This window comes from Kitasatospora sp. NPDC091335 (assembly GCF_044757205.1).
Taxonomy (GTDB): domain Bacteria; phylum Actinomycetota; class Actinomycetes; order Streptomycetales; family Streptomycetaceae; genus Kitasatospora.
On sequence record NZ_JBIVUM010000001.1, the window covers coordinates 60,920 to 87,355 of the forward strand.

Consider the following 26,436-nt stretch of genomic DNA (forward strand, 5'->3'; position numbering starts at 1 on the left):
TCATGCGGGGGACTCCGTGGACCGGCGGGGGCGGAAGGGCAGGGGAGGGGGCGTGGGGGTGGGAGCGGCTCAGGACTCGAGCGCGGTGGGCGAGCCGACCGCGACCTTCTCGGCGTTGCGGCGGGTCTTGGCCCAGCCGTTGCGGCCGAGCAGCATCCGGACGGCGGCCCGGGTGGCGACCACGAACAGGTGGTAGGCGTAGAGCCAGACCAGGACGCCCCAGAGCAGGCCGGTCAGCCGGCTGCGGTCGGGGTGGACGAGCCTGCGGTAGGCGACGCCCCAGAACACCATCGGCAGCGTGGCGAGCACGAGGACGAGCAGCATCCACGGGCCGAACCGGAGCTGGAACTCGGCGGTCTCCTCGGGGAAGAGCACCATCCCGGCGCCGGTGATCCCGAGCGAGAGCGGGAGGAGCAGCACCAGCAGCACGCAGACCACCGGCTGGAGGAAGGTGTACAGCACCTCGGCCTTGCCGGACGGCGGGTAGTGCGGCGAGCGCAGCACCCGGCCGGTGTAGCGCAGGCACTGCATGTTGCCCTGGGCCCAGCGGGTGCGCTGGGTGAGGAAGCGGCGCAGCGAGATCAGGCCCTCCTGGGAGACCTGGGCCTCGGTGACGTGGGTGAGCCGCCAGCCGGCCAGTCGCAGGTCGAGGCCGGACTCGTAGTCCTCCAGCAGGGCGCGCTCCGGCCACGGGCGGCCGGCCCGGCCCTCCTCGGCGGTCAGCGAGTCGAGGGCGGTGAGCCGGACGAACTGGCCGTTGCCGCCGAGGCCGACGCTGCCGGTGCGGCGGCGCAGCAGCTGCATGCCGGCGTTGTTGGCCTGGAACTCGACGTCCTGCATCCGCACCAGGGCGCGGGCCAGGGCGTTGGCGGCCCGGCCGCGGCCGGGCAGCGGCAGCTCGTCGTCGGCGTTGCGCATCCGGACGCCGATCTGGACGGCGCCGGTGTCGGGCCGGCCGAGTGCCTTGGCGTTGCAGACGTGGGCGAGGGTGCCGGGGTCGAGCTGCCCGTCGGCGTCGACCACGCCGATCACCACCAGGGAGCGGTCGGTGTCCTCGGGCAGCCAGGCGGAGATCTCCCGGTAGGCGGCGTTGAGGGCGGCGCCCTTGCCGATCCGGGCGTGCGGGCGGCGGCGCTGGACCAGGTGGATCCGCGGGTCGCGGGCCGCGGCGGCGAGCACCAGCTCGCGGGTGGCGTCCTCGCTGTCGTCGTCGATGACCCACAGGTGGGCCTCGGGCGCGCTGGTCCGCAGGCCGTCCAGGGTCTGGGTGACGACGGACTCCTCGTCGCGGCAGGGGATCACCAGGTGCCACCGGAGCGAGGCGGGGTCGCCGGGCTCGGCGGGGCGGCTGTGCCGGAAGGCGTGGCGGGAGCCGGCCCAGTACACGAGGAAGCGTCCGAAGACCAGGGCCATGTAGGCGACGAGCGCCAGGGAGATCAGTCCTGCGACCTGGACGACGGCTTCCTGGCGCAGCACGATCCACTCGTGCAGGGCATCGGGCATGACGCAGCGCTCCTCATGATCAAAGGCCGAAGGCTCCTGTCGGTTGCGAATCGATGCTTCATTGCGGTTCAGATCGCTGAATCAATAGTAAAGGGAGGAAATCGGATGATCGGGGTAAAGAGGGCGCAAAGTGGTCGTTCTCACCCCGTGAGGAGGACCCGCCAGCGCTCCGTAGACTGTGGTCGTGAGCGACAAGGCCGACCCGAACCCGTACACCATCCGCCCCGCCGACGGCGGCACCGGCGACGCCCTGCGCGACGTCGAGGTGGAGCTCTCCAAGCGCTGGCCGGAGAACAAACTGGAGCCCTCGCTCGACCGGATCGAGGCGCTGATGGACATCCTGGGCCAGCCCCAGCGGTCCTTCCCCTCCATCCACATCACCGGCACCAACGGCAAGACCTCCACCGCCCGGATGATCGAGCAGCTGCTCAACACCTTCGAGCTGCGCACCGGCCGCTACACCAGCCCGCACGTGGAGTCCGTCACCGAGCGGATCAGCCTGGACGGCGCCCCGATCACCCCGGAGCGCTTCGTCGAGGTCTACCGCGACATCGAGCCCTACGTGCAGATGGTCGACGCGGCGCAGCCGGTGCCGATGTCCTTCTTCGAGGTGCTGACCGGCATGGCCTACGCGGCCTTCGCCGACGCCCCGGTGGACGTCGCGGTGGTCGAGGTCGGCATGGGCGGCTCCTGGGACGCCACCAACGTCATCGACGCCCCCGTCGCCGTGATCACCCCGATAGGGCTGGACCACACCGACAAGCTCGGCGAGACCACCGGCGAGATCGCGGGCGAGAAGTCCGGGATCATCAAGTCCGGCTCCGTCGCGGTCGTCGCCCAGCAGCAGCTGGACGCCGCCCAGACCATCCTGCGGCGCGCCGTCGAGGTGGACGCCACGGTCGCCCGCGAGGGCATGGAGTTCGGCGTGATCCGCCGTGAACTCGCCGTCGGCGGCCAGCTGGTGACGCTGCGCGGACTCGGCGGCGAGGAGTACGAGGACGTCTTCATCCCGCTGCACGGCGAGTACCAGGCGCAGAACGCGGCCCTGGCGCTGGCCGCGGTCGAGGCCTTCTTCGGCGTCGGCGGCGCCCGCGGCGGGCAGCTCGACGTGGACAAGATCCGCCAGGCCTTCTCCGGTGTCTCCTCGCCGGGCCGCCTGGAGGTCGTCCGCCGCAGCCCCACGATCCTCCTGGACGCCGCGCACAACCCGCACGGCGCCCGCGCCACCGTCGCCGCCCTCACCGAGTCCTTCGGCTTCACCCGGCTCGTCGGCGTGATCGGCACCTCCGGGGACAAGGACGTGGCCGGGGTGCTGGAGGCCTTCGAGCCGATCCTGGCCGAGGTCGTCATCACCCAGAACTCCACCCACCGCGCGATGGACGTCGACGCGCTCGCCGCCCTGGCGGTCGAGGTCTTCGGCGAGGACCGCGTCCAGGTCGAGCCCCGGCTCGACGACGCCATCTCCGCCGCCGTCACCCTCGCCGAGGAGGAGGGCGACCTCGGCGGCGCCGGGGTGCTGGTCACCGGTTCGGTCATCACGGTGGGCGAGGCCCGCCTGCTGCTCGGGAGGAAGTGACATGAGGACGCTCTGCTCCTCGACACTGATCGGCGAAGCACTGCTGATCATGTTCGCGGCGCTGGTCGCGATGCGGCTCTCCGACGTCTCCAACGGGGAGATCTGGACGGTCAGCGGCATCGCGATGGCCCTGTGCATCCTGCTCTGCGGCATGATCAACCGCCCCGGCGCGGTGCAGGTCGGCTGGGCATTGCAGATCGGCCTGATCGCCGCCGGCTTCGTCCTGCCGACCATGTTCGGCCTCGGCGTGGTCTTCGCCGGCCTGTGGTGGTGCTCCGTGCACTACGGCCGCAAGGTCGACGACTTCAAGGCCGCCAGGGCCGCCGCCGAGGCCGCCGCCGTACAGGTCTGAGGCCGGGACCGGCGCGACGACACGCCGTTTACGCAAGGTAACCTCTGCCTGGTCGGCACCGTCTGTCGACCCGACTGTCTGCCGAACCGAATCCCCAGGAGACGCACCGTGTCCCAGCGCACTCTCGTCCTGCTCAAGCCCGACGCCGTCCGCCGTGGCCTGGCCGGCGAGATCATCAGCCGCTTCGAGCGCAAGGCCGGCTGGCGGTTCGCCGCCATCGAGCTGCGCACCTTCGACCGGGCGACGCTGGAGCAGCACTACGCGGAGCACGTCGGCCGCCCGTTCTACGAGCCGCTGCTGGAGTTCATGACCTCCGGCCCGTCGATCGCGCTGATCGTCGAGGGCGAGGAGGTCGTGAAGGGCATCCGGATGTTGGCCGGCGCCACCAACCCGCTGGAGGCCGGGGCCGGCACCATCCGCGGCGACTACGCGACGATCACCCGCGAGAACCTGATCCACGCCTCCGACTCCCCGGAGTCCGCCGAGCGCGAGATCAAGATCTTCTTCCCGGCGCACGCCTGACCCCGACCGGGCGACACGCCCGGCGGGAACGGGGCGACACGCCCGGGGGACGTTCGTACCGCCCCGGTCGGGACCATTGGCCCGGCCGGGGCATTCTTATCGTGAAATAGGGAACTGGCGGCGCCGACACGGCGTCCCAATCCTCGGAGATGCGAGCACGCCCCGGACAATGGACGGTATGCCCCACGTCGACGTCCCCACCGCACGGCGTGACTACGATGGACGCGACTCAAGGGCCCGGTAAGGCAGCTCAGCTGGTCTCCGCCCAAGCGTGGGCGCGCATTCGTCCACCTCTCATGAAACTCCGAGCCCGGGAAGGCACCCACACCCCATGGCGAGCAACCTGTCGTTCATCGGCCGCGACTTGGCGATCGACCTCGGAACAGCCAACACGCTGGTGTACGTCAGGGGTAAGGGCATCGTCCTGAACGAGCCGTCCGTCGTCGCGGTGAACACCAACACCGGCGGCATCCTCGCGGTCGGCGCCGAGGCCAAGAAGATGATCGGCCGCACGCCGGGCAACATCGTGGCCATCCGCCCGCTCAAGGACGGCGTGATCGCCGACTTCGAGATCACCGAGCGGATGCTGCGGTACTTCATCCTCAAGATCCACCGCCGCCGCTACCTGGCCCGCCCCCGCGTCGTGGTCTGCGTGCCCTCCGGCATCACCGGAGTCGAGCGCCGCGCCGTCATCGAGGCCTCCTCGCAGGCCGGCGCCCGCCAGGTGCACATCATCGAGGAGCCGATGGCCGCCGCGATCGGGGCCGGCCTGCCCGTCCACGAGGCGACCGGCAACATGGTCGTCGACATCGGCGGCGGTACCACCGAGGTCGCCGTGATCTCCCTCGGCGGCATCGTCACCGCCCAGTCCATCCGGGTGGCCGGCGACGAGCTGGACAACGCGATCGTCCAGCACATCAAGAAGGAGTACTCGCTGCTCCTGGGCGAGCGCAGCGCCGAGCAGATCAAGATGAGCATCGGCAGCGCCTTCGGCCTGGAGGGCGAGAAGGACGAGCACGCCGAGATCCGCGGCCGCGACCTGGTCAGCGGCCTGCCCAAGACCGTGGTCATCTCCGCCGCCGAGGTCCGCGAGGCCATCGACGAGCCGGTCAACTCGATCATCGACGCGGTCAAGACCACCCTCGACCAGTGCCCGCCCGAGCTGGCCGGCGACGTCATGGACCGGGGCATCGTGCTCACCGGCGGCGGCGCCCTGCTGCGCGGCCTGGACGAGCGGCTGCGCCGCGAGACCGGCATGCCGATCCACATCGCGGAGAACCCGCTCGACTCCGTCGCACTCGGCTCCGGCAAGTGCGTCGAGGAGTTCGAGGCGCTCCAGCAGGTACTCGACGCTTCGCCGCGTCGTTGACAGGCCGCCGCACCTCCGGCACCACGCGGCACATCCGACACTGACTGAACGGGCCGCCGCCCGGGCCCCACGGCCCCGGGCGGCGGCCAGGTACGAAGGGGCAGTACCAGCACCGTGAGGGACACACGAGAGAGCCGGCTGCTGCTGATCCTGCTGGTGGCCGTCGCCTTCGCGCTGATCACCGTGGACATCAAGGGCGGTGAGGACTCCCCGCTCGGCCCGGCCAGGCACGCCGCCGCCAGCGTCCTCGGACCGGTCGAGCGCGGCGCCGCCACCGTGGTGGACCCGGTCGCCGACACCGTCCGCGCCTTCCGGGACGCCGCCACCGACAGCGGCCGCACCGACCAGCTCGCCCGCGAGAACACCGAACTGCGGCAGAAGCTCGCCTCCTCCGACACGGCCACCGGGCGCACCAAGCAGCTGGACGACCTGCTGCGCACCGCCGGCGCCGGCGGCTACACCGTCAAGGCCGCCCAGGTCATCGCGATCGGCCCGGCCCAGGGCTTCTCCTGGACCATCACCATCGACGCCGGCAGCGACGACGGCCTCACCCGCGACATGACCGTGGTCAACGGCCAGGGCCTGGTCGGCCGGATCACCACCGTCGCCCCGACCACCGCCACCGTGCTGCTCGCCTCCGACCCCGGCTTCTCGGCCGGCACCCGGCTGGAGGGCACCGGCGAGATCGGCTTCGCCTCCGGCGGCGGCGACAGCCCGATGAAGGTCTCGCTGCTCAACGGCAAGGCCCAGGTCAAGGCCGGCGACCGGCTGGTCACCTTCGGCTCGCAGAGCGGCCGCCCGTTCGTCCCCGGCGTCCCCGTCGGCAAGGTGACCGAGGTCCAGGCCAACGCCGGGCAGCTGACCAAGACCGTCCTGGTCGAGCCCTTCGTCCAGTTCACCCGGCTGGACCTGGTCGGCGTGGTGGTCGTGCCGCCGCGCACCGACCCGCGCGACGCCGTGCTGCCGCCGGCCCCCGCCGCCGGCCAGCCGGCCGAGGCGTCCGCCCAGACCCCGGCCGCCGCGCCCGCCGCCCTGCCCGCCAAGCCCACTGGGGGGAACTGAGCCATGCGCCTCGCCCGCATCCCCGTCTCCGCCGGCCTCGTCCTGTTCGGCCTGATCCTCCAGGTCAGCGTCTTCGGCCGGCTCCAGCTCCCGGGAGCCACCCCGGACATACTGCTGCTCGTCGTGGTCGGCCTGGCCATGGTCTACGGGCCCACCGGCGGCTGCCTGGTCGGCTTCGGGGGCGGCCTGCTGGCCGACCTCGCGCCGCCCTCCGACCACGCCATCGGCCGCTACGCGCTGGTGCTCTGCCTGATGGGCTACGCCGCCGGCCTGCTGCGCCCGGACCACGGCCGCCAGCGCTCGGTCGCCGGCTCGCTGGTGGTGGTCGGCGTCGCGGCGATCGCCTCCACCCTGCTGTACGCGATGGTCGGCGCCCTGGTCGGCGACACCGCGGCCCGGCACGTCGGCCTCGGCGGCCTGGTGATCAGCGCCCTGCTCTACGACCTGCTGCTGGCGCCCTTCGTGGTGCCGCTGGTGATGTACCTCGGCCGCCGCTTCGGGCGTGACCCGGTGGCCGCCGCCGACGACGACGAGGGCGGCTCCGGCCTGGGCACCCTCGCCCGCTACCGCACCACCCGCGAGGGCTCGATGGGTCCGTCGTACAAGAAGCGGCGCGTGCCCGGCTTCGCCCGCCGCCCGTAAGTGCCCGGCTTCGCCCGCCGCCCGTAACCGGTCAGGCCCAGACCTCCCGACCTCCCCGCATCCTGGAGTGCACGAGACGTGAGCAACATCCCCGAGACCGGCCGCACCCGGCGGGTGACGATCCGTCTGGTGGTGTTGCAGATCCTGGTGCTGTCGCTGCTCGCCACCCTCGGCGGACGGCTGTGGTACCTGCAGATCCGCAACGCCAAGGAGTACACCGCCAAGGCGACCGGCAACCACATCCGCGAGGTGGTCGAGCCGGCCGTCCGCGGCGAGATCCTGGACGCCTCGGGACGGGTGCTGGCCGGCAACGAGACCCGGTTGGTGGTGTCGGTCAGCCGCACCTCGCTGCTCCAGCAGAAGGACGGCGGCAAGGCGGTGCTGTCCCGGCTGGCCGAGGTGCTGGGGATCCCGGCCAAGGACGTGCAGGAGAAGGTGCGGCTCTGCGACGCCAAGACCTCGCAGCCCTGCTGGAACGGTTCGCCGTACCAGCCGATCCCGGTCACCAAGGAGGCGACCACCCAGCAGGCGATGCAGATAATGGAGCGCCGCGAGGACTTCCCCGGAGTCACCGCGCAGCCCACCGCCGTGCGCCGCTACACCGGCGCCGAGGGCGCCAACCTGGCCCAGGTGCTCGGCTACCTCTCGCCGGTCACGGACGAGGAGGTCGGCAAGACCGCCGACAAGACCGGCCTGGACCGCTACCTGCCGGCCGACCAGATCGGCCGGGCCGGCCTGGAGTCGGTGTACGACCGCGACCTGCGCGGCACCGCGGGCATCACCAAGCTGGAGGTGGACAACCTCGGCCGGGTGATCGGCACCGCCGGCACCGTCGCCCCGCAGACCGGCGCCAACCTGGTCACCAGCATCGACGCCCGGGTGCAGAAGGTGGTCGAGGACAACCTGGCGCAGGCCATGGCCGACGCCAGGAAGACGTACGACAAGGTCACCAGCCGCAACTACGAGGCCGACTCCGGCGCCGCCGTGGTGATGGACGTGCACACCGGGCGGATCGTCGCGATGGCGAGCGCCCCGACCTACGACCCGAACCTCTGGGTGGGCGGCATCAGCGGCAAGGACTACCAGTCGCTGACCAGCAAGGAGTCCAACTTCCCGCTGCTGAACCGGGCCATACAGGGTCAGTCCGCCCCCGGCTCGACCTTCAAGGTCATCTCCACCACCGCCGCCGTGCAGGCCGGCTACTCGCTGGACGGCCACTACGACTGCCCGAAGAGCCTGACCATCGGCGGCCGTGAGTTCAAGAACTTCGAGAGCGAGAACTTCGGCCAGATCTCCCTGGAGAAGGCGCTGGAGGTCTCCTGCGACACCGTCTTCTACGGCCTCGCGTACGACCAGTGGCTGAAGGACGGCGGCATCAAGCCGAAGAAGGACCCGGGCGACTGGTTCACCAAGACCGCCCACCAGTTCGGCCTCGGCGCGAAGACCGGCATCGACCTGCCGTCCGAGGTGCCGGGACGGGTGCCGGACCGGCAGTGGAAGCAGAGCTTCTACGACAACAACAAGGACGCCTGGTGCGCGCAGGCGCAGAAGGGCGGCACCAGCTTCTCCGACCAGATCGCCAAGGAGAACTGCGTCGACGGCTACCAGATGCGCGCCGGTGACGCCGTCAACTTCGCGATCGGCCAGGGCGACACGCTCGTCACCCCGGTCCAGATGGCCCGGATCTACTCGGCGCTGGCCAACGGCGGCACCTTCTACCGGCCGACCGTCGCCAAGGCCGTGATAAGCCCGGGCGGGGAGCTCGTCCACGAGATCGCCCCGCACGAGGACGCCAAGTTCCCCGGCGACGAGAAGCTGCTCAGCTACATCAACCAGGCCACCGAGGGCGTCGTCAAGACCGGTACCGCGGCCTGGAAGTTCAACGGCTGGCCGCAGGACAAGATCGCGCTGCACGCCAAGACCGGCACCGCCGAGGTCGAGGGCAAGCAGACCACCTCCTGGCTGACCACGTACAGCAAGGACTACGCGGTCGTCATGACGATCAGCCAGGGCGGCACCGGCTCCGGCGGTTCCGGTGACGCCATCCGCCGGATCTACCAGGCGCTGTACGGCGTGGACGACAAGGGCACCATCGACAACGGCAAGGCGCTGCTGCCCGCCCCGCAGACCGAGCTGCCGAAGTTCAACCCGGACGGCACCGCGATCATCAAGCCGGTCTCGTACGGCGCCGGCCAGGTGCCGGGCACCCAGGGCACGGCCGTCGCGCCGGCCCCGGTGCCGCTCGCCCCGGCCCCGGCGGCCCCCGCGGCGGCCTTCCTCGACCAGGTGCCGCCGGCCGACCAGCCGGCGTCGCACACCGCGGCCGACGCCGCGCTCGAACCCACGCGCGGACCGGGAAGGGGACGGGCATGACCTCCTACGGCTCGTACCGGCAGCTGCGGCTGGCCCCGCAGCGCAACGGGGTCTCCAAGGCCCTGGCCAAGGACTCCCCGCTGTGGCGGCTGGACTGGATACTGCTGCTGGCCGCGCTGGCCCTCTCGACCGGCAGCTCGCTGCTGGTCTGGTCGGCCACCCGCGGGCGCGACTCGCTGACCCACGGGGACCCGCAGTACTTCCTGTACCGGCACCTGACCAACTTCGTGGTCGGGCTGGTGCTGTGCGCCGTGGTGATAGCGATAGGGAGCCGGCGCTTCCGCACCATCGTGCCGTTCCTGTACGTCGGCGTGATCGCGATGCTGCTGGCGACGCTCAGCCCGCTGGGCTCGACGATCAACGGCGCGCACTCGTGGATCCAGCTCGGCGGCGGCTTCTCGATCCAGCCGGCCGAGTTCGCGAAGCTCGCGATCGTGCTGGCGATGGCGGTCGTGCTGTCGGACCAGGTGGACGCGGGGGAGCGGGAGTTCCCCTCACACCGGGCGGTGTTCCGGGGCCTGCTCTGGGCCGGGCTGCCGATGGCCATAGTGATGCTGATGCCGGACGCCGGCTCGGTGATGGTGATGGCCGCGATCGTGCTGGGCATCCTGCTCGGCTCGGGTGCGGCGAACCGCTGGGTGCTCGGCCTGCTGGTCGCGGGTACCGCCGGGTGCGTGGCGATCTGGAAGTTCGGGCTGCTGAGCCAGTACCAGATCGACCGCTTCGCGGCCTTCGCCAACCCGCAGCTGGACCCGAACGGCGTCGGCTACAACACCGCGCAGGCCCGGATCGCGATCGGTTCGGGCGGGCTGACCGGCAAGGGGCTGTTCCACGGCACCCAGACCGTCGGGCAGTTCGTGCCGGAGCAGCAGACCGACTTCGTGTTCACCGTGGCGGGCGAGGAGCTCGGCTTCATCGGGGCGCTGGCGATCATCGCGCTGGTCGGCGTGATCCTGTGGCGGGCCTGCCGGATCGCCCGGCAGGCGACCGACCTGTACGGGACGATCGTGTCGGCCGGGATCATCGCCTGGCTGTCCTTCCAGGCCTTCGAGAACATAGGGATGTGCCTGGGCATCATGCCGGTCGCGGGCATCCCGCTGCCGTTCGTCTCGTACGGCGGCTCCTCGATGTTCGCGAACTGGCTGGCGATCGGGCTGCTCCAGGCGGTGCGGAGCCAGCGGCCGATAGCGGCCTGAGCGAGCGGTGCGGCGGGGCCGGTCCGGGACTTCCCGGGCCGGCCCCGCCGCCGTGTCCGGGGTGCCCCGGCGGCCGTGGCGGGCGGGTCAGACCGTCCGGAAGCCGATCCTGGCGAGCACGCCCCAGCGGTCGGAGCGCCGGGTGAGCACGTAGACCGAGTCGAAGGAGCCGGTGTGCTCCCCGGCCGTGTCGTACCGGGCGAAGCGGACCAGGGCGTGCACCTGGTCGGGGGAGGACTGGCTCAGCTCGACGCTCTCCCAGCCGCTGCGGGCCCAGCCGGAGCCGACCAGCTGCTCCAGTTCGGGGGCGGAGCGCTCGACGTAGCCGTCCCGGTCCTCCCAGACCGTCACCTCGCCCTCGTGCACCCGGACGTGGGGGTAGTGCAGGGTCTCGGCCCAGGCCGCGAGGTCGCGGCTGTTGAGGGCGTCGAGGAAGGCGTCGAGGGCGGCGCGGGCGGCGGTCTCGTGGGCACGGGTTTCGACGGGCACGGCGGCCTCCGGTACGGGCTGTGGGCGGCGGGGACGCCTCAGCCTGGGCCATCGGCGCGCCCGGTGGGGACGGGCGGGGCCGATTCAGGTCCAAAGGCCGGGGCACAGACCGGTCGTACGGCCGAAGAGCGGCCCCGGGAGTGTCGGGGAGAATCAGTGGGCGTCGTCGGGCTCATGGGCCGCGGCGTGCAGCACGGCGTCCAGCAGGCCGGGGAAGCGCAGGTCGAGGTCGTCCCGGCGCAGCGACATCAGCCGCCGGGTGCCCTCGACCCGGGTGGCGGTGACGCCGGCCTCGCGCAGCACCTTGAGGTGGTGCGAGAGGGTCGACTTGGAGAGGGGGACGTCCAGGTCGCTGCAACACCGCTCCTCGACCTCGGACAGGCCGGCCACGATGGAGAGGCGGGCCGGGTCGCTGAGGGCGTGGAAGATGCCGGTGAGCTGGATGGAGTCGGTGGCCGGGTGGCTCGGGGTCCGCATGGCGGCTCCTTGGTCGTCCTGGGCGCTGATGGATTGTTCGAACTTTTGCGTACTATCCAATCTTAGGCAATGGGGCCGGCCCGCACCGCCGTTCCCGCGGAAGGACACCCGATGAGCGAACGCCGCGAGCGAACCGCCGGGAGGTGCCCGTGGGCCGCTACGGCCTGACGCTCCCGCTGCGCGGGGTCCCACTGCACCGGCACCGCGCACTGGTCGAGGAGCTGCCCGACCTGGGCTACACCGACGTGTGGACCGGCGAGGCCGCGGGCTACGACGGGTTCACCCCGCTCGCACTCGCCGCGGCCTGGGCGCCGGCACTGCGGCTGGGCACCGGCGTGGTGCCGGTGCAGACCCGGGGCCCCGCGCTGCTCGCCATGACGGTCGCCTCGCTGGCCGAGGCCGCGCCCGGCCGGGTGGTGGTCGGCGTCGGCTCCTCGGGGCCGCCGTTCGTCACCCGGATCAACGGCATCCCGTTCGAGCACCCGTACCGCCGGGTCCGTGACACCGTGCGGTTCCTGAAGCAGGCCCTGGCCGGACGGACGGTGCAGGGCGGGTTCGACTCCTTCGCCATCGAGCGGTACACCCCGGCGCTGCGGCCCGACCCGGTGCCGCCGGTGATGATGGGCGCGCTCGGCCCGCAGATGCTGCGGCTGGCCGGGCGGGAGGCGGACGGGCTGGTGACCAACTTCCTGGCGGCCGCGGACGTGCCGCGGGTGCGGGCCGCGATGGGGGAGGCGGGCCGCGCCAAGGAGGTGGTGGCCCGGCTGTTCGTCTGCCCGACCAGGGACCGCGACCACGCCCGCTGGCAGGGGCGGCAGTTGCTCGGACCGATCCTCAACGCCCGGACGTACGGCGGCTTCCACGACTGGCTGGGGCGCGGCGAGGAGCTGGCCGCCTCGCACGCCGCGTGGGCGGCGGGCGACTACCACGGCGCCTGCGCGGCGGTGCCCGGGCACCTGGTCGACGCGCTGCTGATCCACGGCTCCCCTGGGGAGTGCCGGGAGCGGGTGGCGGAGTTCGTCGCGGCGGGCGTGGACACGCCGCTGCTGGCGGTGATTCCGGTGCCGGAGTTCGGCGCCGGACCGGAGGGGATGCGCGACACGCTGCGGGCCCTGGCCCCGCAGACGTGACGCCGCGCCGGCGGCCGGCGGCTCAGCCGGCCGCCCGCTGCCCGGACCGGGCGTAGACCATCGCCTGGGCCCGGCTGCGCACGCGCAGCTTGCCGAGGACGTTGGAGACGTGGAACTTGACGGTCTTCTCGCTGAGGTGGAGCTCGGTGGCCATCTCGGCGTTGGACAGCCCGCCCGCGATCAGGGTGAGCACCTCCTGCTCGCGCGGGGTGAGCAGGCGCAGCAGCGGCGGGGTGTGCAGCGGCGGCCCCGGCAGCCGGCGGGCCATCTCGGTGACCACCTCGGCGGTGATCGGCGGGGAGATCAGCGCGTTCCCGGCGGCGACCGCCCGGACCGCTTGCACCATGTCGGACTCGGGGCCGTCCCGCAGGACCAGGCCGCGGGCGCCGGCTCTGAGGTAGTCGAGCATCCGGTCCGGGTCGCCGGGGCGGACCAGCAGGATGGTGCCCGGCTGCCCGGTCTCCCGGTCGCTGGTGAGCTTCTTGACCTCGCAGGCCTCCATGCCGGGCATGTCGGCGTCGATGACCACCACGTCCGGCCGTTTGGCGGCGCAGGCCTGGGCGATCCTCGCGGTGGTGGACAGTTCGGTCAGCGGTTGCAGCCCGGGTGAGCGTTGCAGGATGGTGCGCAGCCCGGTGCGCAGCAGGGGTGAGGCGGCGCAGATGAGCACCCGGACGGTGGGGCCGGCGGGGCCGGCGGGGCTGGTGGGATCGGCGGACCGGTAGAGGGACAGGCTCATGTTCGTTCTCCTTGCCGTCGAGATTCCGGCACTCCGGGCAGCCGGGACCGGCGGGGTGCGTGGGGACACCGGCCGCGGGGCGGAACCGTGATGATGAGAGGAGATCCCGCTCCGGCGTCGGATCGGTGCGCGGGAGCGGGAGGAGGGTTCAGGGGCGACAGCGGCAGCGGTGCGTCGCGCAGTCGGAAGTCACCTCGGCGGCAAGGCCGTTGACTCGACGTTCCCGGAACATGGCAGCCATCCTAAAGATCGGCCTGATCGGCGGTCAAGGATCCTCCGGGGTCCGGAACCACCGGAGGGGTGTCCGTGCGGGGCCGGGGCCTACCAGGCGTCCCAGTGGGCGATCTGCTCGGTGCCGACCCGGGGGCCGGGGCGGAAGTCGGTGCCGATGGTGTGGGCCAGCGGGATCAGCGCGGCCTGGAGGACGGTCTCGTAGGGGATGCCGAGGATCTGGGCGGCCTCGCGCTCGTAGTGCAGGTGCGGGGTGGTCCAGGCGGTGCCGAGGCCGCGGGAGCGGGCGGCGAGCATGAACTGCCAGGTGGCCGGGATGATCGAGCCCCAGGTGTTGGCCTGGCCGACGAAGGAGTCGACCTCGTGCCGGCCCTCGATCCGGACGCACGGGATCACCAGCACCGGGACCTCGTGGAGGTGGTCGAAGAGGTGCTGGGCGCTCTCGGCCAGGCGCAGCCGGCGCAGCTGGTCGCCGGTGGTGCGGTCCACGCCGGTGCCGACCACCTGCTGGCGCGGGCGGACCAGGCCGAGCCGGTAGAGGTCGGCGATGGCGGCGCGCTTGGACGGGTCGGTGACGATCATGAAGTCCCAGCGCTGGCGGTTGCGGCCGGTGGGGGCCTGGGTGGCCAGGGCCAGGCACTCCTCGATCAGTTCGCGCTCCACCGGGCGGGTGAGGTTCAGTCGCTTGCGCACCGCCCGGGTGGTGGTGAGGAGTTCGTCGATGGAAAGCGCGAGGGGCGGCATGTGCTCCAGCTCCGGTCGGGTCGGAAGAGGGGGGCGAATCCTTCCGGATCCTATTTATTGTTCGAAACTTGCGCAACATTCGAAGTCCAATGGGTGGACCTCACGGGATCTCAAGTTCCGCTCTTGTGTGTGGAGTTGATTGTTCCTATGCTTCCACTATCTTCGAACATTCGAAACATGACGAGATCGCTCGACCGCGAGAGGACGCCATGTCGCAGATCAAAGTCGACGTCGAGCCGGCCGAGGCGGGCCTGGATCCCGCACGGCTGCGCCGGATCGACGAGTACCTCAGGGCCTACGTGGACGACGGCCGGCTGCCCGGCTGGCAGCTCGCCGTGACCCGTGGCGGCAGGGTCGCCCACCTCGCCGGGTACGGGCACCGCGACGTCGAGAAGGGCCTGCCGCAGACCCCGGACACCATCTACCGGTCCTGGTCGATGACCAAGCCCGTCACCTCGGTGGCCGCGCTGGTGCTGCTGGAGGAGGGCGCGATCGGCCTCCAGGACCCGGTCTCCCGCTACCTGCCGGAGTTCGCCGACGTCCGGGTGTACCAGCGCGGGCCGGCCTCCAGGCCGGTCACCGTCCCGGCCGCCGAGCCGATCCGGATCGTGCACCTGCTCACCCACACCTCCGGCCTGACCTACGGCTTCCATCGGGCGCACCCGGTGGACGAGATCTACACCGCCAACGGCTTCGAGTGGACCACCGCGCCCGGCCTCGACCTCGCCGCGTGCGTGGCGAAGTGGGCCTCCTTCCCGCTGCTCTTCGAGCCCGGCACCGCGTGGAACTACGGCGCCTCCAGCGACGTGCTCGGGCGGGTGATCGAGGTCGCCTCCGGCCGGCGGCTGGACGAGTTCCTGGCCGAGCGGGTGCTCGGCCCGCTCGGCATGGCCGACACCGGCTTCCACGTCCCGGCCGACAAGGCAGACCGGCTGGCCGCCTTCTACGTCGTCGACCCGGCGAGCGGGAAGGCCGTGCGCAACGACGCCTTCGGCGGCGACGTGCTGCGCGAGCCGGACTGCCTGTCCGGCAGCTCCGGGCTGGTCACCACGCTCGCCGACTACCACCGGTTCAGCCAGATGCTGCTCGGCGAGGGCGAGTACCAGGGCGTACGGGTGCTCGGCCGGCACACGCTGCGGCACGCGCTGCGCAACCACCTGCCCGGCGGCGGAGACCTGAAGAGCGTCGGGCGGCCGGTGTTCTCCGAGATGCCCACCGCCGGGGTCGGCTTCGGGCTCGGCTTCGCGGTGGTGCAGGACCCGGCGGCCGCCGGGGTGCCGGCCAGCGCGGGGGAGTACGGCTGGCACAGTGCCGCGTCCACCATCTTCTGGGTGGACCCGGTGGAGCGGCTGACGGTGCTGTTCCTGACCCAGCTGATGCCCTCCAGCGCGCACCAACTGCACGGACGTCTGCGGCAGTTGGTCAACCAGGCGCTGGTCGGCTAAGCGGTTCACCCGCCCGGCTGGACGGTGAGGAGCTTGCGGGTCAGCCGGATCAGCGTCTCGCGCTCCTCGGCGGTGAGCGCGGCGAACACCCGGTCCATCATCGGGGCGATGCCCGCCTCCGCCTCGGCCAGGGCCCGCGACCCGGCCTCGGTCATGGTGACGGCGTAGGCGCGGCGGTCGCGGGGGTGGCGTTCGCGGACCACCAGCCCCGAGCTCTCCAGGCCGTCGATGCAGCCGACCATGACGCTGCGGTCGATCCGCAGCTGCTCGCTCAACTCCTGCTGGGAGCAGGCCCCGACCGCGTCCAGCATCTTCAGCACCAGGTGCTGGGCCACCGTCAGCCGGGCGCCGGTCAGCTCCTCGTCGATCGCCCGGGCGACCACGGTGGTGGCCCGGCAGAGCGCGATGTCGGGGCGTTCCCGGGTGAGGGTCGCGAAGTACTGGCGGCGCTCGCCCCCGTCCTCCGTCCGGCTGGGCGAGGCGAGGCGGGGCGTCCGCGGGACGGTGGCCATCGGAACTCCTTCTGCGGGCGGGGCCACCAGCATAACGCGTTCAGGAGATTGTTTTTCCATAGATGTTCTCCAGGAAGGGGAATGCCATGTGCTCACCGGAGACGGTGGCGGGCGCCACCGGCCACGCCGCCACCGGCCACGCCGCCACCGGTCCTGCCACCGGTCCCGCCGGCGCCGATCCCGCTGCCGCCGGGCCCGCGGAGGTCTCGGCGCCGCTGCGGGCCAGGGACCCGATCAGCCTGCCGCGCGGCGCCGTCCGGGACCTCACCCACGTGGTCGGCCCGGACTGGCCGGTCTTCGAGCTGTACGTCAGACCGATGGAGATCAAGCGGCTCGCCAACCTCGCCGAGCACGAGTACAACGCCTTCGAGCTCACCTACAACGAGCACATCGGCACCCACCTCGACGCGCCCTCGCACTTCGACGACGACGGCCTGGCCACCCACCAGATCCCGGCCGACACCCTGGTCGCGCCGCTGGCCGTGGTCCGGATCGGCGAGCGCGCCGCCCGTGACCACGTCACCGAACTGACCGTCGACGACCTGCTCGGGTGGGAGAGCCGGCACGGCCGCATCCCCGACGGAGCGCTGCTCGCCGTCGACAACGACTGGGCGCACCGGATCGACACCCCCGGCGCCTTCCTCAACCTCGACCCGGCCGAGGGGCTCTACCGCTTCCCCGGGATCTCGGTGGAGGCCGCGCAGTTCCTGGTCACCGAGCGTTCGGTGGTCGGCGTCGGCACCGACTCGATCAGCCTCGACCCGGGCACCCGCCCGGCCGACCCGGACACCCACCGGGTGCTGCTGCCGGCCGGCAAGTACGCCATCGAGTGCCTCGCCGGGCTCGACACCGTGCCCGACCTCGGCGCCGTCGTCGTGGTCGGCGCGCCCAAGCACCTCGGCGGGACCGGCGGCCCGGTCCGCGTCCTCGCCTTCGTCTGACACCGACGGCCTCCGCCCGGCGGACAGCCGCCGTCCGGACCGACGGCCGCCGTCCGCACCGACCGACCCGCGAGCACAGGAGAAGCCCATGACCGTACAGACCGGCTCGGAATCCGTCTTCGCCGGGGCCACCGGCGAACGCTGGGAGTGGAACGAGGAGCGCTACCGCGACGGGGTGTTCAGCCACGCCGTCGGCACCGAACTGCACCGGCTGCGGCTGCTGGAGTCCGTCCTGGACGCGCACACCCGCGACCGCTTCCTGGCGCTCGGCCTGCACGCCGGGCACCGGGTGCTGGAGGTCGGCGGGGGCGGCGGCTCGGTCGCCCGCTGGCTGGCCGGCCAGGGCGCCGAGGTGACCGTCACCGACCTCGACACCACCTTCCTGGACGAACTCGCCGCCGACGGCGTGCGGGTGCTGCGCCACGACGTCTACACCGACGACTTCCCGCCCGGCTCCTTCGACTTCATCCACGCCCGGTACGTGGTGATCCACCTGCCCGACCCGGAGAAGGCGGTGGAGCGGCTCGTCGAGTGGCTGGCCCCGGGCGGGACGCTGGTGCTGGAGGAGCCCGCCTTCTTCCCGATCAAGGACTCGCCGCACCCCGGCTACCGGACCGTGCTGCGGGCCTTCCGCCGCCACCTGGAGACCGCGGTGGGCACCGACACCGAGTGGGCGCGCAGCCTGCCGGTGCCGCTGGAGGGCAAGGGGCTGAGCGGCCTCGGCCTCGACGCTCGCTTCCAGCCGGTCGCCGGCGGGGACGACGAGGCCGAGTGGTGGCGGCTCACCCTGGAGCAGACCCGCCCCGCCGTGCTGGCCGCCGGGCTCGCCACCGACGAGGACTTCGAGGCGGCCTACCGGGAGCTGGCCGACCCGGAGTTCAGGGACCTCTCCCTCGCGGTCTTCACCGCCTGGGGGAAGCGGGTCTGACGCCCCCGCACCCGCCGGCGGGCCGGTCACCCCTTCCGGGGGCGGCCGGCCCGCCGGCGTTCTCCCGCGGTGCGGCCGGGGGAAACGGCGGCGCCGCCCGTACCCCGGTGGACCAGGGGTACGGGCGGCGCCGCCGCGTGCGGTCGGAGGGTCAGAACACCACGCGGACTCCGTACGTCCGCAGCCAGGCGTCCAGCAGCAGGGCGCGCGGCAGCCAGGGCGGCGGGGTGAAGGTGCCGGTGTGCCAGTCGCCGCCGTCCACCTGGGCGCGCAGCGCGTCGGTGTTCAGCAGCGGCAGCGCGGGCGAGTCCCGGTCGGCGAGCAGGGCGCGGACGGCCTCGCGGACCGCCGCCAGGTACTCCGGGCTCTGCCCGAACGGGAAGCCGCTCTTCTGCCGCCGCACCACCTCGGCGGGCAGCAGGTCGGCGACCGCCTCGCGCAGCAGGCCCTTCTCCTGGCCGCCGACCCGCTTGAGCGCCCACGGGACGTTCCCCACGTACTCGACCAGCCGGTGGTCGGCGAACGGCAGCCGGACCAGCAGGCCGGCCGCGAAGCTCATCCGGTCCTTGCGGTCCAGCAGGAACGGCAGGAAGCGGGTCAGCTGGAGGTGGAAGGCCTCGCGCAGCCGGAGGTCCGCGCCCGACTCGCCCGCCAGCCGGGGGACCTCGGCGATCGCCTCGGCGTAGCGGGCGGCCACCGCGGCGTCCACGTCCAGATGGCGGCGCAGGTCGGCGGAGAGCATCCCGCTGCGGTCGGAGATCCCGGCCGACCAGGGGAAGTTGGCGGTCGGGTTCGCGGCCTCGGCGGCGAACCAGGGGAAGCCGCCGAAGACGTCGTCCGCGCCCTCGCCGGAGAGCACCACCTCGGCGTGGCCGCGCACCTCGCGGAAGAGCAGGTGCAGCGAGACGTCGAGGTCGCCGACGCCGGGCAGGTCGCGGGCGCGCAGGGTGGCGCCCAGGTGGTCGAGCAGCGAGGGGGCGTCCAGCAGGAAGTCGGTGTGCCTGGTGCCCACGTGGTCGACCACCGCGCGCACGTACGGGGCGTCCCGGCTGACGTGCAGGGCGTCCGCCTTGAAGTCGGTCTCGCTGCCGGCGAAGTCGACCGAGTAGGTGGAGACCTTGTCGCCGCCGGCCGCGGCCAGGGCGACGATGGCGCTGGAGTCCAGTCCGCCGGAGAGCAGGGCGCCGGGCTTGACGCCGGTGTCGGCGGACTGCCGGCGCACGGTGTCGGCGAGCAGCTCGCGCACCCGGCGGACGGTGGTCCGCTCGTCGTCGGTGTGCTCGGCGGCCTCCGGTGCCCAGTAGCGCCGGTGGCGTACGCCGTTCGGCCCCGCCACCAGCAGCCATCCAGGGCGGACCTCGTGCAGGCCGCGGTAGACGGCGTCGCCGGGGCGCTTGAGCGCGACGGTGAGGACGTCCACCAGGCCGTCCGCGTCCACCTCGGCGGGCAGCCCGGCGGCCAGCAGGGCCTTCGGCTCGGAGCCGAACGCGAGGGAGCCGTCCGGGAGTTCGGCCCAGTAGAGCGGTTCGACGCCGAGCCGGTCGCGGATCAGCACCAGCTCCTCGGTGCGGGTGTCCCAGATCGCCACCGCGTAGCCGCCGATCAGCCGCTCGGCGGCGTCGGCGCCCCACTCCAGGTAGGCGCGCAGGGCGAGTTCGGCGTCCGAGCCGTTGCGGATGCGGTGGCCGCGGGCGGTCAGCGCGGTGTGCAGCGGGCCCGGGTTGAGCAGTTCGCCGGAGAAGGCGATGACGGCCGGCGCCGGGTCCAGCTCGGGCGGGAACCAGGGCTGCGGCACGTCGTTGCGGGGCCCGGTGTGGAACCGGCGGTGGCCGAGGCCGGCGTGCCTGGCCAGCCAGGTGTCGCCGCCGCGTGGGCCGCGGTGGGTCAGGGTGTCGGTCGACTCCCGTACGAGATCGGCCTGTTCGCGCACATCCCCGGTGCGCGACACCAGCCCGGCGAGCCCGCTCATGCGCCCACCTCGCCGTGCTCGGCGAGCGCTTCGCGCAACGCGCACCTTTCGATGATGAGTTCGCTTCGCTCGCTCATGCGCCCACCTCGCCGTGCTCGGCGAGCGCTTCGCGCAACGCGCACCTTTCGATGATGAGTTCGCTTCGCTCGCTCATGCGCCCACCTCGCCGTGCTCGGCGAGCGCTTCGCGCGACGCGCACCTTTCGATGACGAGCCCGCTTCGCCCGCTCATGCCTTCCCTCCCGTGGCTTCGGCGACCTGCGCCAGCGACTCGCGCACCAGCGAGGTGAGCGGGGCGGGCAGCCGGCCCCAGTTGGCCTCCTCGTTGAGGTCGAGGACCCGGGAGAGCTTCCAGCCCAGGTACTGGCCGAGCGAGGCCAGCGGGGGCAGCTTCTCCACCGGGTGGACGGTCACCGTGTACTCCTCGAACAGCGGGGCGAGGCGCTGTTCCAGCACCCGCGACCAGGAGCCGTCCGGGCTGCCGTCGGTGGTGACCAGGCAGACGAGGCTCCTGCCGCGCAGCACCAGCATGTAGTTGAACACCGAGGCGCCCGGCAGGGCCTCGGCCCACAGCGCCTCCTCCAGGTCGTCCTGGCGGATGTTGTTCTCGGCGAGCAGCAGGACGTCCTGGGCCCGGCCGAGGGTGCGCAGGACGGGCAGCCGGATGCCGCAGTCGCACGGGTCGGTCTCGATCCCGACCAGGTCGCCGGTGCGGTAGCGCAGCAGCGGCCGGGAGGGGATGTCCAGGGTGGTGACGACCAGCTCGCCCTGCACCGGGTCGCCGTCCGGGTCGAGCACGGTGGTGCGCTCGCCGTCGTCGATCTCCAGCAGGTAGCTCTGCAACTGGAGGTGCAGCCTGCGGTGTTCGCAGGTGACGGCGAGGGTGCCGGTCTCCGAGGAGCCGTACGAGCCGACGTACGCGGTGGCGCCGGTGAGGCGTTCGAGGTGGCGCACGAAACTGGGGCCGGTCTGTTCGGCCATCAGCAGCAGCCGGTCGAAGCGGGGCAGCGGCAGGCCGTTGCGCTGGGAGAACTGGGCCAGCTCCAGCAGCCGGGAGGGCGGTCCGACGTAGACGTTGGCGCCGAGTTCGGAGATCAGCCGCAGCACCCGGGTGTAGTCGCCGGTGATGTTGTCCACCCAGGGGCGGAAGGACATCACCCCGAGGTACTCCAGTACCTTCTCGAACTGGTAGGCGGCGGGCGCGAACGGGGCGTTGATGAGGATCAGGGCGACGTCGGCGGGCCGCAGCAGCCGGCCCCACATCTCGCCGATGTTGAGGGTGTTGATCAGCAGGTCGTCCACCGCCTTGGGGGCGGGGGCCGGGTCGCCGGTGGTGCCGGAGGACTCGTAGTAGTGCAGGAACTCGGACAGCGGGCGGGTGAAGGCGCCGGCGCCGTGGCCGCCGAGTTCCTTCTTGCCGAGGAAGGGCAGCGCGGCGAAGACCTCCAGGGCCTCGCCGGCGGTCAGCGGGGTGTCCGAGCGCAGCCGCTCGCCGAGTTCGCCGTCGAGGGTGCCGGCGTACATCGGGGAGCGCACCGCGGCGGCCAGGGTGGCGGCGAGCTTGGCGCCGTAGCGGTCGGCCGGGTCCTGGCCCTGCCAGGTGCGGTGGATCAGGGCGGTGTGGGAGTCCAGGCGCTCGGCGGCGTCCTGGCGCAGTGCGCGGTCGCGCAGTAGCAACATCTTCGATTGCTCCTCGGGTTGTGGGGAGTCACGGTCGGGGACGTGCCGGTGCGGGGGCTGGAAGCGTGACGGGATGCGTGACGGAATGCCGGACGGGATGTGGGGACGCGCGGGGGAGCAGGCCCGGGGGGGCAGGGCTCAGCGTGCGGCGAAGGGCTCGGGGAGCCCGGCGGCGCGGCGCAGCGAGCCGTCCAGGACGAGGCCGGCCACGGCGGCGATGTCGCCGTCCATCCGCCGGTCGCGGTCGGTGAAGGGGGCGTGCTCGCGGATCAGGCCGTGCACCTTCTGGAGGGTGGGCGAGGCCTTGGGCAGGCCGCGCAGCTCGACCGCCTGGGCGACGGCGAGCAGGTGGATCGCGGTGACGTCGCGGGCGAGCTCGACGACCGTACGGGCGTCGCGGGCGGCGATCGTGCCCATGCTCACCTTGTCCTGGTTGTGCGCCTCGGTGGAGCGGGAGAACAGCGAGGCGGGGGCGGCGGTCTTGAGCGCCTCCGCGGTGATCGCGGAGGCGGCGATCTGCATGCCCTTGAAGCCGTGGTGCAGTCCGGCGTGGGTGTCGGTGTCGGCGGCGGGGGCGGTCAGGTTGGGCGGCAGGCCGCGGCTGAACCTGGGGTCGACCACCAGGGCGAGCTGGCGGTCGAGCAGGTCGGCGATGTTGGCGACGGCGGTCTTGAGGCTGTCCATGGCCTGGCCGACGTGGCCGGCGTAGAAGTTGCCGCCGTGGTGCAGCAGTCCCTCCTCGGTGTCGAACAGCGGGTTGTCGGTGGAGGAGTTGACCTCGGTCTCCAGCCAGGGCCGCACCCAGTCCAGGGTGTCCCGCAGCACGCCGGTGACGTGCGGGGCGCAGCGCAGCGAGTACGGGTCCTGGATGCGGTGCTCGTGGGTGAGGAAGCCGCGGTCGCCCAGGCGCTCCTGGCGGTCGAGGATGCCCTGGTAGTCGGTGGCGAGTTCGGAGCCGTCGAGCAGGGCGCGGATCGTGGCGGCGGAGGTGAGCTGGCCGGCGTGCGGCTTCTGGCGGTGCGGGAACGGGTGGAAGTGCGAGGCGTTGCCGTGCAGCGCCTCCACGGCGAGGGCGGTGGCGATGTCGGCGGCGGCGGCGAGTTCGGCCGCGTCGTGCGCGGCCAGGACGGCGAAGGCGGAGGTGAAGGCGGTGCCGTTGATCAGCGCCAGCCCCTCCTTGGCGGTGAGCACGACCGGTTCGATGCCCTCCTCGGCGAGTGCCTCGGCGGCCGGGCGGACCCGGCCGCGGTGCAGCACCTCGCCCTCGCCGAGCAGGGCGTGCGCCAGGTAGCAGAGCGGGACGAGGTCGCCGCTGGCGCCGAGCGAGCCGCGTTCGGGGATGAGCGGCAGGAGGTCGGCGGCCAGGTGGCGCAGCAGGGTGTCGACGACGGCGGGGCGGATCGCGGAGGGGCCGCGGCCCAGGCAGTTGGCGCGGATCAGCTGGGCGGCGCGGGCGACTTCGGGCGCGGCGGTCGGGCCGGTGCCGTTGAGGTGGTAGGTGACCAGGTTCCGCTGGAGCGCGGCGGCCCGGTCGGCGGAGATCTGGTGCGCGACCGAGTCGCCGAAGCCGGTGGTGATGCCGTAGAGCGGGATGCCGCGCGCCAGCCAGTCCTCCTTGAGGGCGACGGAGGCGGTCATCCGACCGGTGGCGGCGGGGGCGAGGACCGGTCCGGGGGCGTTGGGGCGGGCCCGGGCGACGGAGACGATGTCGGTGAGGGTCAGGTCGTGGCCGGTCAGGGCCAGGGCGGGCGTGGCGGGCATGGGGTCCTCGTTCCTGGGCGGAGCGGGCGGTCCGGTCGGTCCGGTCGGTGCGGGACGGTGTACCGGCTGGCCCCAAGTCTCGGGATCGCACGGGTGTTCCGTCTTCGGGCATCGGTACGGACCGGAGCCCGTCCCAACGGCCGGGCGGCGACCGGGGACCCGGCCCAACGGACGGGCCGTCGGGCCGGGTCGTGGGTGCCGGACGCGGTCACCACTCGACGGGCAGCGCCTTCGGACGCAGCGTCAGCAGGCCGCCGAGCCACTCGACCTCGTCGGCCGGCACCGCGAGCCGCAGCGAGGGCAGCCGGCGGGCCAGGGTGCCGAAGGCCACCTGGAGCTCCATCCGGGCGACGCCCGCGCCGGGGCAGTAGTGGGCGCCGTGGCCGAAGGCGACGTGCCTGGGGTCGGTGCGGGTGAGGTCGAGCCGCTCCGGGTCGTCCACCCGGCGGACGTCGCGGCCGGCCGCGTGCATCACCGGGATGACGCCCTCGCCCCTGGCGACCGGGGTGCCGGCCAGCTCCAGGTCCTCGGTGGCGATCCGCATGAAGCCGATCTCGGACGGCGGGGCGTAGCGCAGCAGTTCCTCGGTCGCGTTCTCCAGCAGCTCGGGGCGCTCGGTGAGCAGCCGCCACTGGTCGGGGTGGCGCAGCAGCTGGTAGAGCGCCCTGGAGACCGCGCTGACGGTGGTGTCGTGCCCGGCGACCAGCAGGTTGATGCCGAGCCAGACCAGTTCGCGCTCGTCGAGGCGGTCCTCGTCGTCGCGGGCCGAGATGAGGGTGGAGAGCAGGTCGTCGCCGGGGTTCGCGCGGCGTTCGGCGACCAGCCCGGCCACGTACGCGGCGGACTCCTGCCGGGCGGCGAGCCGTTCCTCGGGGGTGTGGGCGGTGATGGAGACCAGCCGGTCGGTCCACTGCTGGAGCAGCGGGCGGTCCTCGACCGGGGCGCCGACCATCTCGCAGATCACCCAGACCGGCAGCACGGCGGCGAAGTCGTGGTGCAGGTCGGCCGGCCGGGGACCTTCGAGCAGGCGGTCGATCAGCTCGTCGGCGATCTCGACCACCCGGGAGCGCCAGCGCTCGGCCTTGCGCGGGGTGAAGGCGGGGGAGATCAGCCGGCGCAGCCTGGCGTGGTCGGGGCCCTCCTGGTTGAGCAGGTTGTACGGGTTGTCGGAGAAGTCCTCGCCGGAGACGGTGCGCACCGCGCCCGGCTCGCGCAGCGCGGCCCGGGAGAGCCGCTGGTCGGAGAGCGCGGAGACGACCTCGTCGTAGCCGGTGACCAGCCAGGCCTGGTCGCCGCTGGGCAGCCGGACCCGGCTGACCGGGCACTGGGCGCGCAGCTCGGCGAACTCGGCGGGCGGCTCGCCGTAGGGGGAGAGCGGGAGGGGGTAGGCGGTGAGGTCCTGATCGGTCATCGGTCTGCCTCTCGGTCGGGTCGGGTCGGGTCGTGGTCGCAGTGGTGGTGGTCGTGGTGGTCGCAGTGGTGGTCGTGGTGGTCGCGGTCGGTGGCGGCTCAGGTGGTGGCGGCTCAGGTGGTGGCGGCCAGGTCGGATGAGGTCGAGGTCGAGGGCGCGGGCTCGGGTGCCGGGTCCGCGGCGGGGTCGGGGGGTGTGCGGCTGCCGGGGCGCTGCCGTCGGGGCGTGCCGAGCAGCCGTACCGCCGGGAGTTCGACGTACCGGTGCAGCAGCCCGGCGAGCAGCCAGGCGGCGGTGAACACGCCGAGCAGCAGCGCGGCGGCGACCGGGGTGGTGAAGGCTCGTCCGGCGCCGAGGGCGCGGTGGCCGTGGTCCAGGATCAGCCGGTGGACCAGGTAGAAGGCGAAGGTCCAGCTGCCGAGGGTGACCATCGGCCGGGAGGTCAGGAAGGAGCGGCGGCCGGCCACGTCCCGGGCGGCGAGCGCGGGCAGCAGCAGGGCGATCGGGAGGATCGCGGGGGTGGTCAGGCCCCACAGGAACGGCAGCTGCTTGGCGAGGAGTTGGGCCGGTACGAGGAGCAGCGCGGCGGGCAGCGCCCCGATCGGCAGCCGTCGGCCGGTGAGGACGATCCGGGCGAGCAGGATGCCCAGCACGAACTCCAGCAGCCGCACCGGCGGGAACACGTAGACGAACCAGAACTGCCACACCGAGCCGGAGCCGAAGGGCAGCGGAGGGTGGTCCGGCAGCAGGGCGGCGGCGGCCGGGACGAGCAGGACCGCGGCGATCACCCCGGCCGTCCAGGCCCAGAGCCGCTCGGGGCGGATCCGCCGGATCCAGCGCACCAGCAGCGGGAACGCGGCGTAGAAGAAGATCTCGCAGGAGATCGACCAGCTGACGTCGTCGAGGCTGGAGAAGACCTCGCGGTCCGGGTTCCAGGTGTGCACCAGGAACAGGTTGGGAACGGCCTGGCGGGCAGTGGCGGCCGTGCCCGCGGCGGCGAGCAGCACCAGCGCGGCGGCCCAGGTGAGCACGTGCAGCGGGTAGATCTTCGCGGCCCGGCGGCGCCAGAAGCCGCGGGCGCCGTGGCCTGGGCGGGAGCCCCAGGTGATCACGAAGCCGCTGAGGACGAAGAAGCAGCTGATCGCCGTCCAGGCGCCGTTGGCGACGAGCCAGGCGTAGGCGTCGGCGACCCCCGCGTCGCCGAACGGCTTCTCCATGTCGGCGTGGAAGGCGAAGACCGGGACCACGATCAGGAACCTGATGCCGGTGAGGGAGGGCAGGCGGGGACGTCTGACGGATTCGGGCATGGGTGGGCAACTCCCCCGTACGAAGGGCCGAAATTTCTAAGGTTCGGCAATTATCAAACAATAGGAAGTCAACTCAGC

At 72.7% G+C, this 26,436-nt stretch carries 23 protein-coding genes; 12 read left to right on the forward strand and 11 right to left on the reverse strand.

The features are described 5' to 3' along the window. Positions 1 to 69: 69 nt before the first annotated feature. Complete coding sequence (locus ACIQOW_RS00270; protein WP_401077865.1) at positions 70 to 1,503, reverse strand: glycosyltransferase family 2 protein; 1,434 nt, start codon at positions 1,501 to 1,503, stop codon at positions 70 to 72. Between the two features lie 184 nt (positions 1,504 to 1,687). Between ACIQOW_RS00270 and ACIQOW_RS00275 the strand changes: the two genes are divergently transcribed. From ACIQOW_RS00275 to rodA, 8 genes are all read left to right on the forward strand, one after another. Next, positions 1,688 to 3,079 (forward strand): bifunctional folylpolyglutamate synthase/dihydrofolate synthase, encoded by a 1,392-nt coding sequence (locus ACIQOW_RS00275; protein WP_401077867.1) that lies wholly within the window; start codon positions 1,688 to 1,690, stop codon positions 3,077 to 3,079. A 1-nt stretch (position 3,080) separates the two neighbouring features. After that, on the forward strand, positions 3,081 to 3,431 hold the full coding sequence (locus ACIQOW_RS00280) for a DUF4233 domain-containing protein (protein WP_188301145.1): 351 nt from the start codon (positions 3,081 to 3,083) through the stop codon (positions 3,429 to 3,431). A gap of 108 nt (positions 3,432 to 3,539) precedes the next feature. Beyond that, positions 3,540 to 3,953, forward strand: a complete 414-nt coding sequence (ndk, locus tag ACIQOW_RS00285; protein WP_188301144.1) for a nucleoside-diphosphate kinase — start codon at positions 3,540 to 3,542, stop codon at positions 3,951 to 3,953. Between the two features lie 343 nt (positions 3,954 to 4,296). Next, positions 4,297 to 5,322 carry a rod shape-determining protein gene (locus tag ACIQOW_RS00290; RefSeq protein WP_031076009.1) on the forward strand — a complete coding sequence of 342 codons (1,026 nt, stop codon included), beginning with the start codon at positions 4,297 to 4,299 and terminating at the stop codon, positions 5,320 to 5,322. A gap of 114 nt (positions 5,323 to 5,436) precedes the next feature. Continuing rightward, positions 5,437 to 6,384 (forward strand): rod shape-determining protein MreC, encoded by a 948-nt coding sequence (gene mreC / locus ACIQOW_RS00295; protein ID WP_401077872.1) that lies wholly within the window; start codon positions 5,437 to 5,439, stop codon positions 6,382 to 6,384. Between the two features lie 3 nt (positions 6,385 to 6,387). Continuing rightward, positions 6,388 to 7,026 (forward strand): rod shape-determining protein MreD, encoded by a 639-nt coding sequence (gene mreD / locus ACIQOW_RS00300; protein ID WP_401077875.1) that lies wholly within the window; start codon positions 6,388 to 6,390, stop codon positions 7,024 to 7,026. Positions 7,027 to 7,104: 78 nt separating this feature from the next. After that, a complete protein-coding gene (gene mrdA / locus ACIQOW_RS00305; RefSeq protein WP_401077878.1) occupies positions 7,105 to 9,399 on the forward strand; it encodes a penicillin-binding protein 2 in 2,295 nt (764 codons plus the stop codon). Next, complete coding sequence (rodA, locus tag ACIQOW_RS00310; protein WP_401077880.1) at positions 9,396 to 10,595, forward strand: rod shape-determining protein RodA; 1,200 nt, start codon at positions 9,396 to 9,398, stop codon at positions 10,593 to 10,595. Before mrdA ends, rodA begins: the two co-directional genes overlap by 4 nt. A gap of 87 nt (positions 10,596 to 10,682) precedes the next feature. Here the strand turns inward: rodA and ACIQOW_RS00315 are convergent, their stop codons facing one another. Further along, positions 10,683 to 11,084 (reverse strand): hypothetical protein, encoded by a 402-nt coding sequence (locus ACIQOW_RS00315; RefSeq protein WP_401077883.1) that lies wholly within the window; start codon positions 11,082 to 11,084, stop codon positions 10,683 to 10,685. Between the two features lie 153 nt (positions 11,085 to 11,237). Beyond that, entirely contained in the window at positions 11,238 to 11,561 is a 324-nt protein-coding gene (locus tag ACIQOW_RS00320; RefSeq protein WP_401077886.1) for an ArsR/SmtB family transcription factor, read from the reverse strand. A 149-nt stretch (positions 11,562 to 11,710) separates the two neighbouring features. Between ACIQOW_RS00320 and ACIQOW_RS00325 the strand changes: the two genes are divergently transcribed. Next, positions 11,711 to 12,691 (forward strand): LLM class F420-dependent oxidoreductase, encoded by a 981-nt coding sequence (locus ACIQOW_RS00325; protein WP_188301136.1) that lies wholly within the window; start codon positions 11,711 to 11,713, stop codon positions 12,689 to 12,691. A gap of 22 nt (positions 12,692 to 12,713) precedes the next feature. On the opposite strand, the gene ACIQOW_RS00330 is transcribed toward ACIQOW_RS00325, so the two are convergent. Together ACIQOW_RS00330 and ACIQOW_RS00335 are read right to left on the reverse strand one after the other, a co-directional pair. Next, positions 12,714 to 13,430: a LuxR C-terminal-related transcriptional regulator gene (locus ACIQOW_RS00330; protein WP_401077889.1), complete on the reverse strand. Its 717-nt coding sequence runs from the start codon at positions 13,428 to 13,430 to the stop codon at positions 12,714 to 12,716. A gap of 321 nt (positions 13,431 to 13,751) precedes the next feature. Then, positions 13,752 to 14,405 carry a nitroreductase family protein gene (locus ACIQOW_RS00335; RefSeq protein ID WP_401077892.1) on the reverse strand — a complete coding sequence of 218 codons (654 nt, stop codon included), beginning with the start codon at positions 14,403 to 14,405 and terminating at the stop codon, positions 13,752 to 13,754. Between the two features lie 209 nt (positions 14,406 to 14,614). Here ACIQOW_RS00335 and ACIQOW_RS00340 point away from each other — a divergent pair, with 209 nt between their 5' ends. Beyond that, positions 14,615 to 15,850, forward strand: a complete 1,236-nt coding sequence (locus ACIQOW_RS00340; protein ID WP_188301133.1) for a serine hydrolase — start codon at positions 14,615 to 14,617, stop codon at positions 15,848 to 15,850. Positions 15,851 to 15,855: 5 nt separating this feature from the next. On the opposite strand, the gene ACIQOW_RS00345 is transcribed toward ACIQOW_RS00340, so the two are convergent. After that, the gene (locus ACIQOW_RS00345) at positions 15,856 to 16,362 is read right to left on the reverse strand and encodes a MarR family winged helix-turn-helix transcriptional regulator (RefSeq protein ID WP_188301132.1); all 507 of its coding nucleotides are present in this window, start codon (positions 16,360 to 16,362) and stop codon (positions 15,856 to 15,858) included. An 86-nt stretch (positions 16,363 to 16,448) separates the two neighbouring features. Between ACIQOW_RS00345 and ACIQOW_RS00350 the strand changes: the two genes are divergently transcribed. Further along, positions 16,449 to 17,303 (forward strand): cyclase family protein, encoded by an 855-nt coding sequence (locus tag ACIQOW_RS00350; RefSeq protein WP_401077896.1) that lies wholly within the window; start codon positions 16,449 to 16,451, stop codon positions 17,301 to 17,303. An 88-nt stretch (positions 17,304 to 17,391) separates the two neighbouring features. Next, positions 17,392 to 18,231 (forward strand): class I SAM-dependent methyltransferase, encoded by an 840-nt coding sequence (locus ACIQOW_RS00355; RefSeq protein WP_401077899.1) that lies wholly within the window; start codon positions 17,392 to 17,394, stop codon positions 18,229 to 18,231. Between the two features lie 151 nt (positions 18,232 to 18,382). Here the strand turns inward: ACIQOW_RS00355 and asnB are convergent, their stop codons facing one another. The 5 genes from asnB to ACIQOW_RS00380 all read right to left on the reverse strand — a co-directional run bounded on the left by asnB (position 18,383) and on the right by ACIQOW_RS00380 (position 26,358). After that, positions 18,383 to 20,200, reverse strand: coding sequence for an asparagine synthase (glutamine-hydrolyzing) (gene asnB / locus ACIQOW_RS00360; protein ID WP_401077902.1), 1,818 nt, complete (start codon positions 20,198 to 20,200; stop codon positions 18,383 to 18,385). Between the two features lie 227 nt (positions 20,201 to 20,427). Beyond that, complete coding sequence (locus tag ACIQOW_RS00365; RefSeq protein ID WP_401077905.1) at positions 20,428 to 21,879, reverse strand: phenylacetate--CoA ligase family protein; 1,452 nt, start codon at positions 21,877 to 21,879, stop codon at positions 20,428 to 20,430. 138 nt (positions 21,880 to 22,017) lie between these two features. Then, positions 22,018 to 23,640, reverse strand: coding sequence for an aromatic amino acid lyase (locus ACIQOW_RS00370; protein WP_401077908.1), 1,623 nt, complete (start codon positions 23,638 to 23,640; stop codon positions 22,018 to 22,020). 208 nt (positions 23,641 to 23,848) lie between these two features. Beyond that, a complete protein-coding gene (locus ACIQOW_RS00375) occupies positions 23,849 to 25,051 on the reverse strand; it encodes a cytochrome P450 (protein ID WP_188301126.1) in 1,203 nt (400 codons plus the stop codon). A 113-nt stretch (positions 25,052 to 25,164) separates the two neighbouring features. Further along, positions 25,165 to 26,358 carry an acyltransferase family protein gene (locus ACIQOW_RS00380; RefSeq protein WP_401077911.1) on the reverse strand — a complete coding sequence of 398 codons (1,194 nt, stop codon included), beginning with the start codon at positions 26,356 to 26,358 and terminating at the stop codon, positions 25,165 to 25,167. Positions 26,359 to 26,436: the final 78 nt, after the last annotated feature.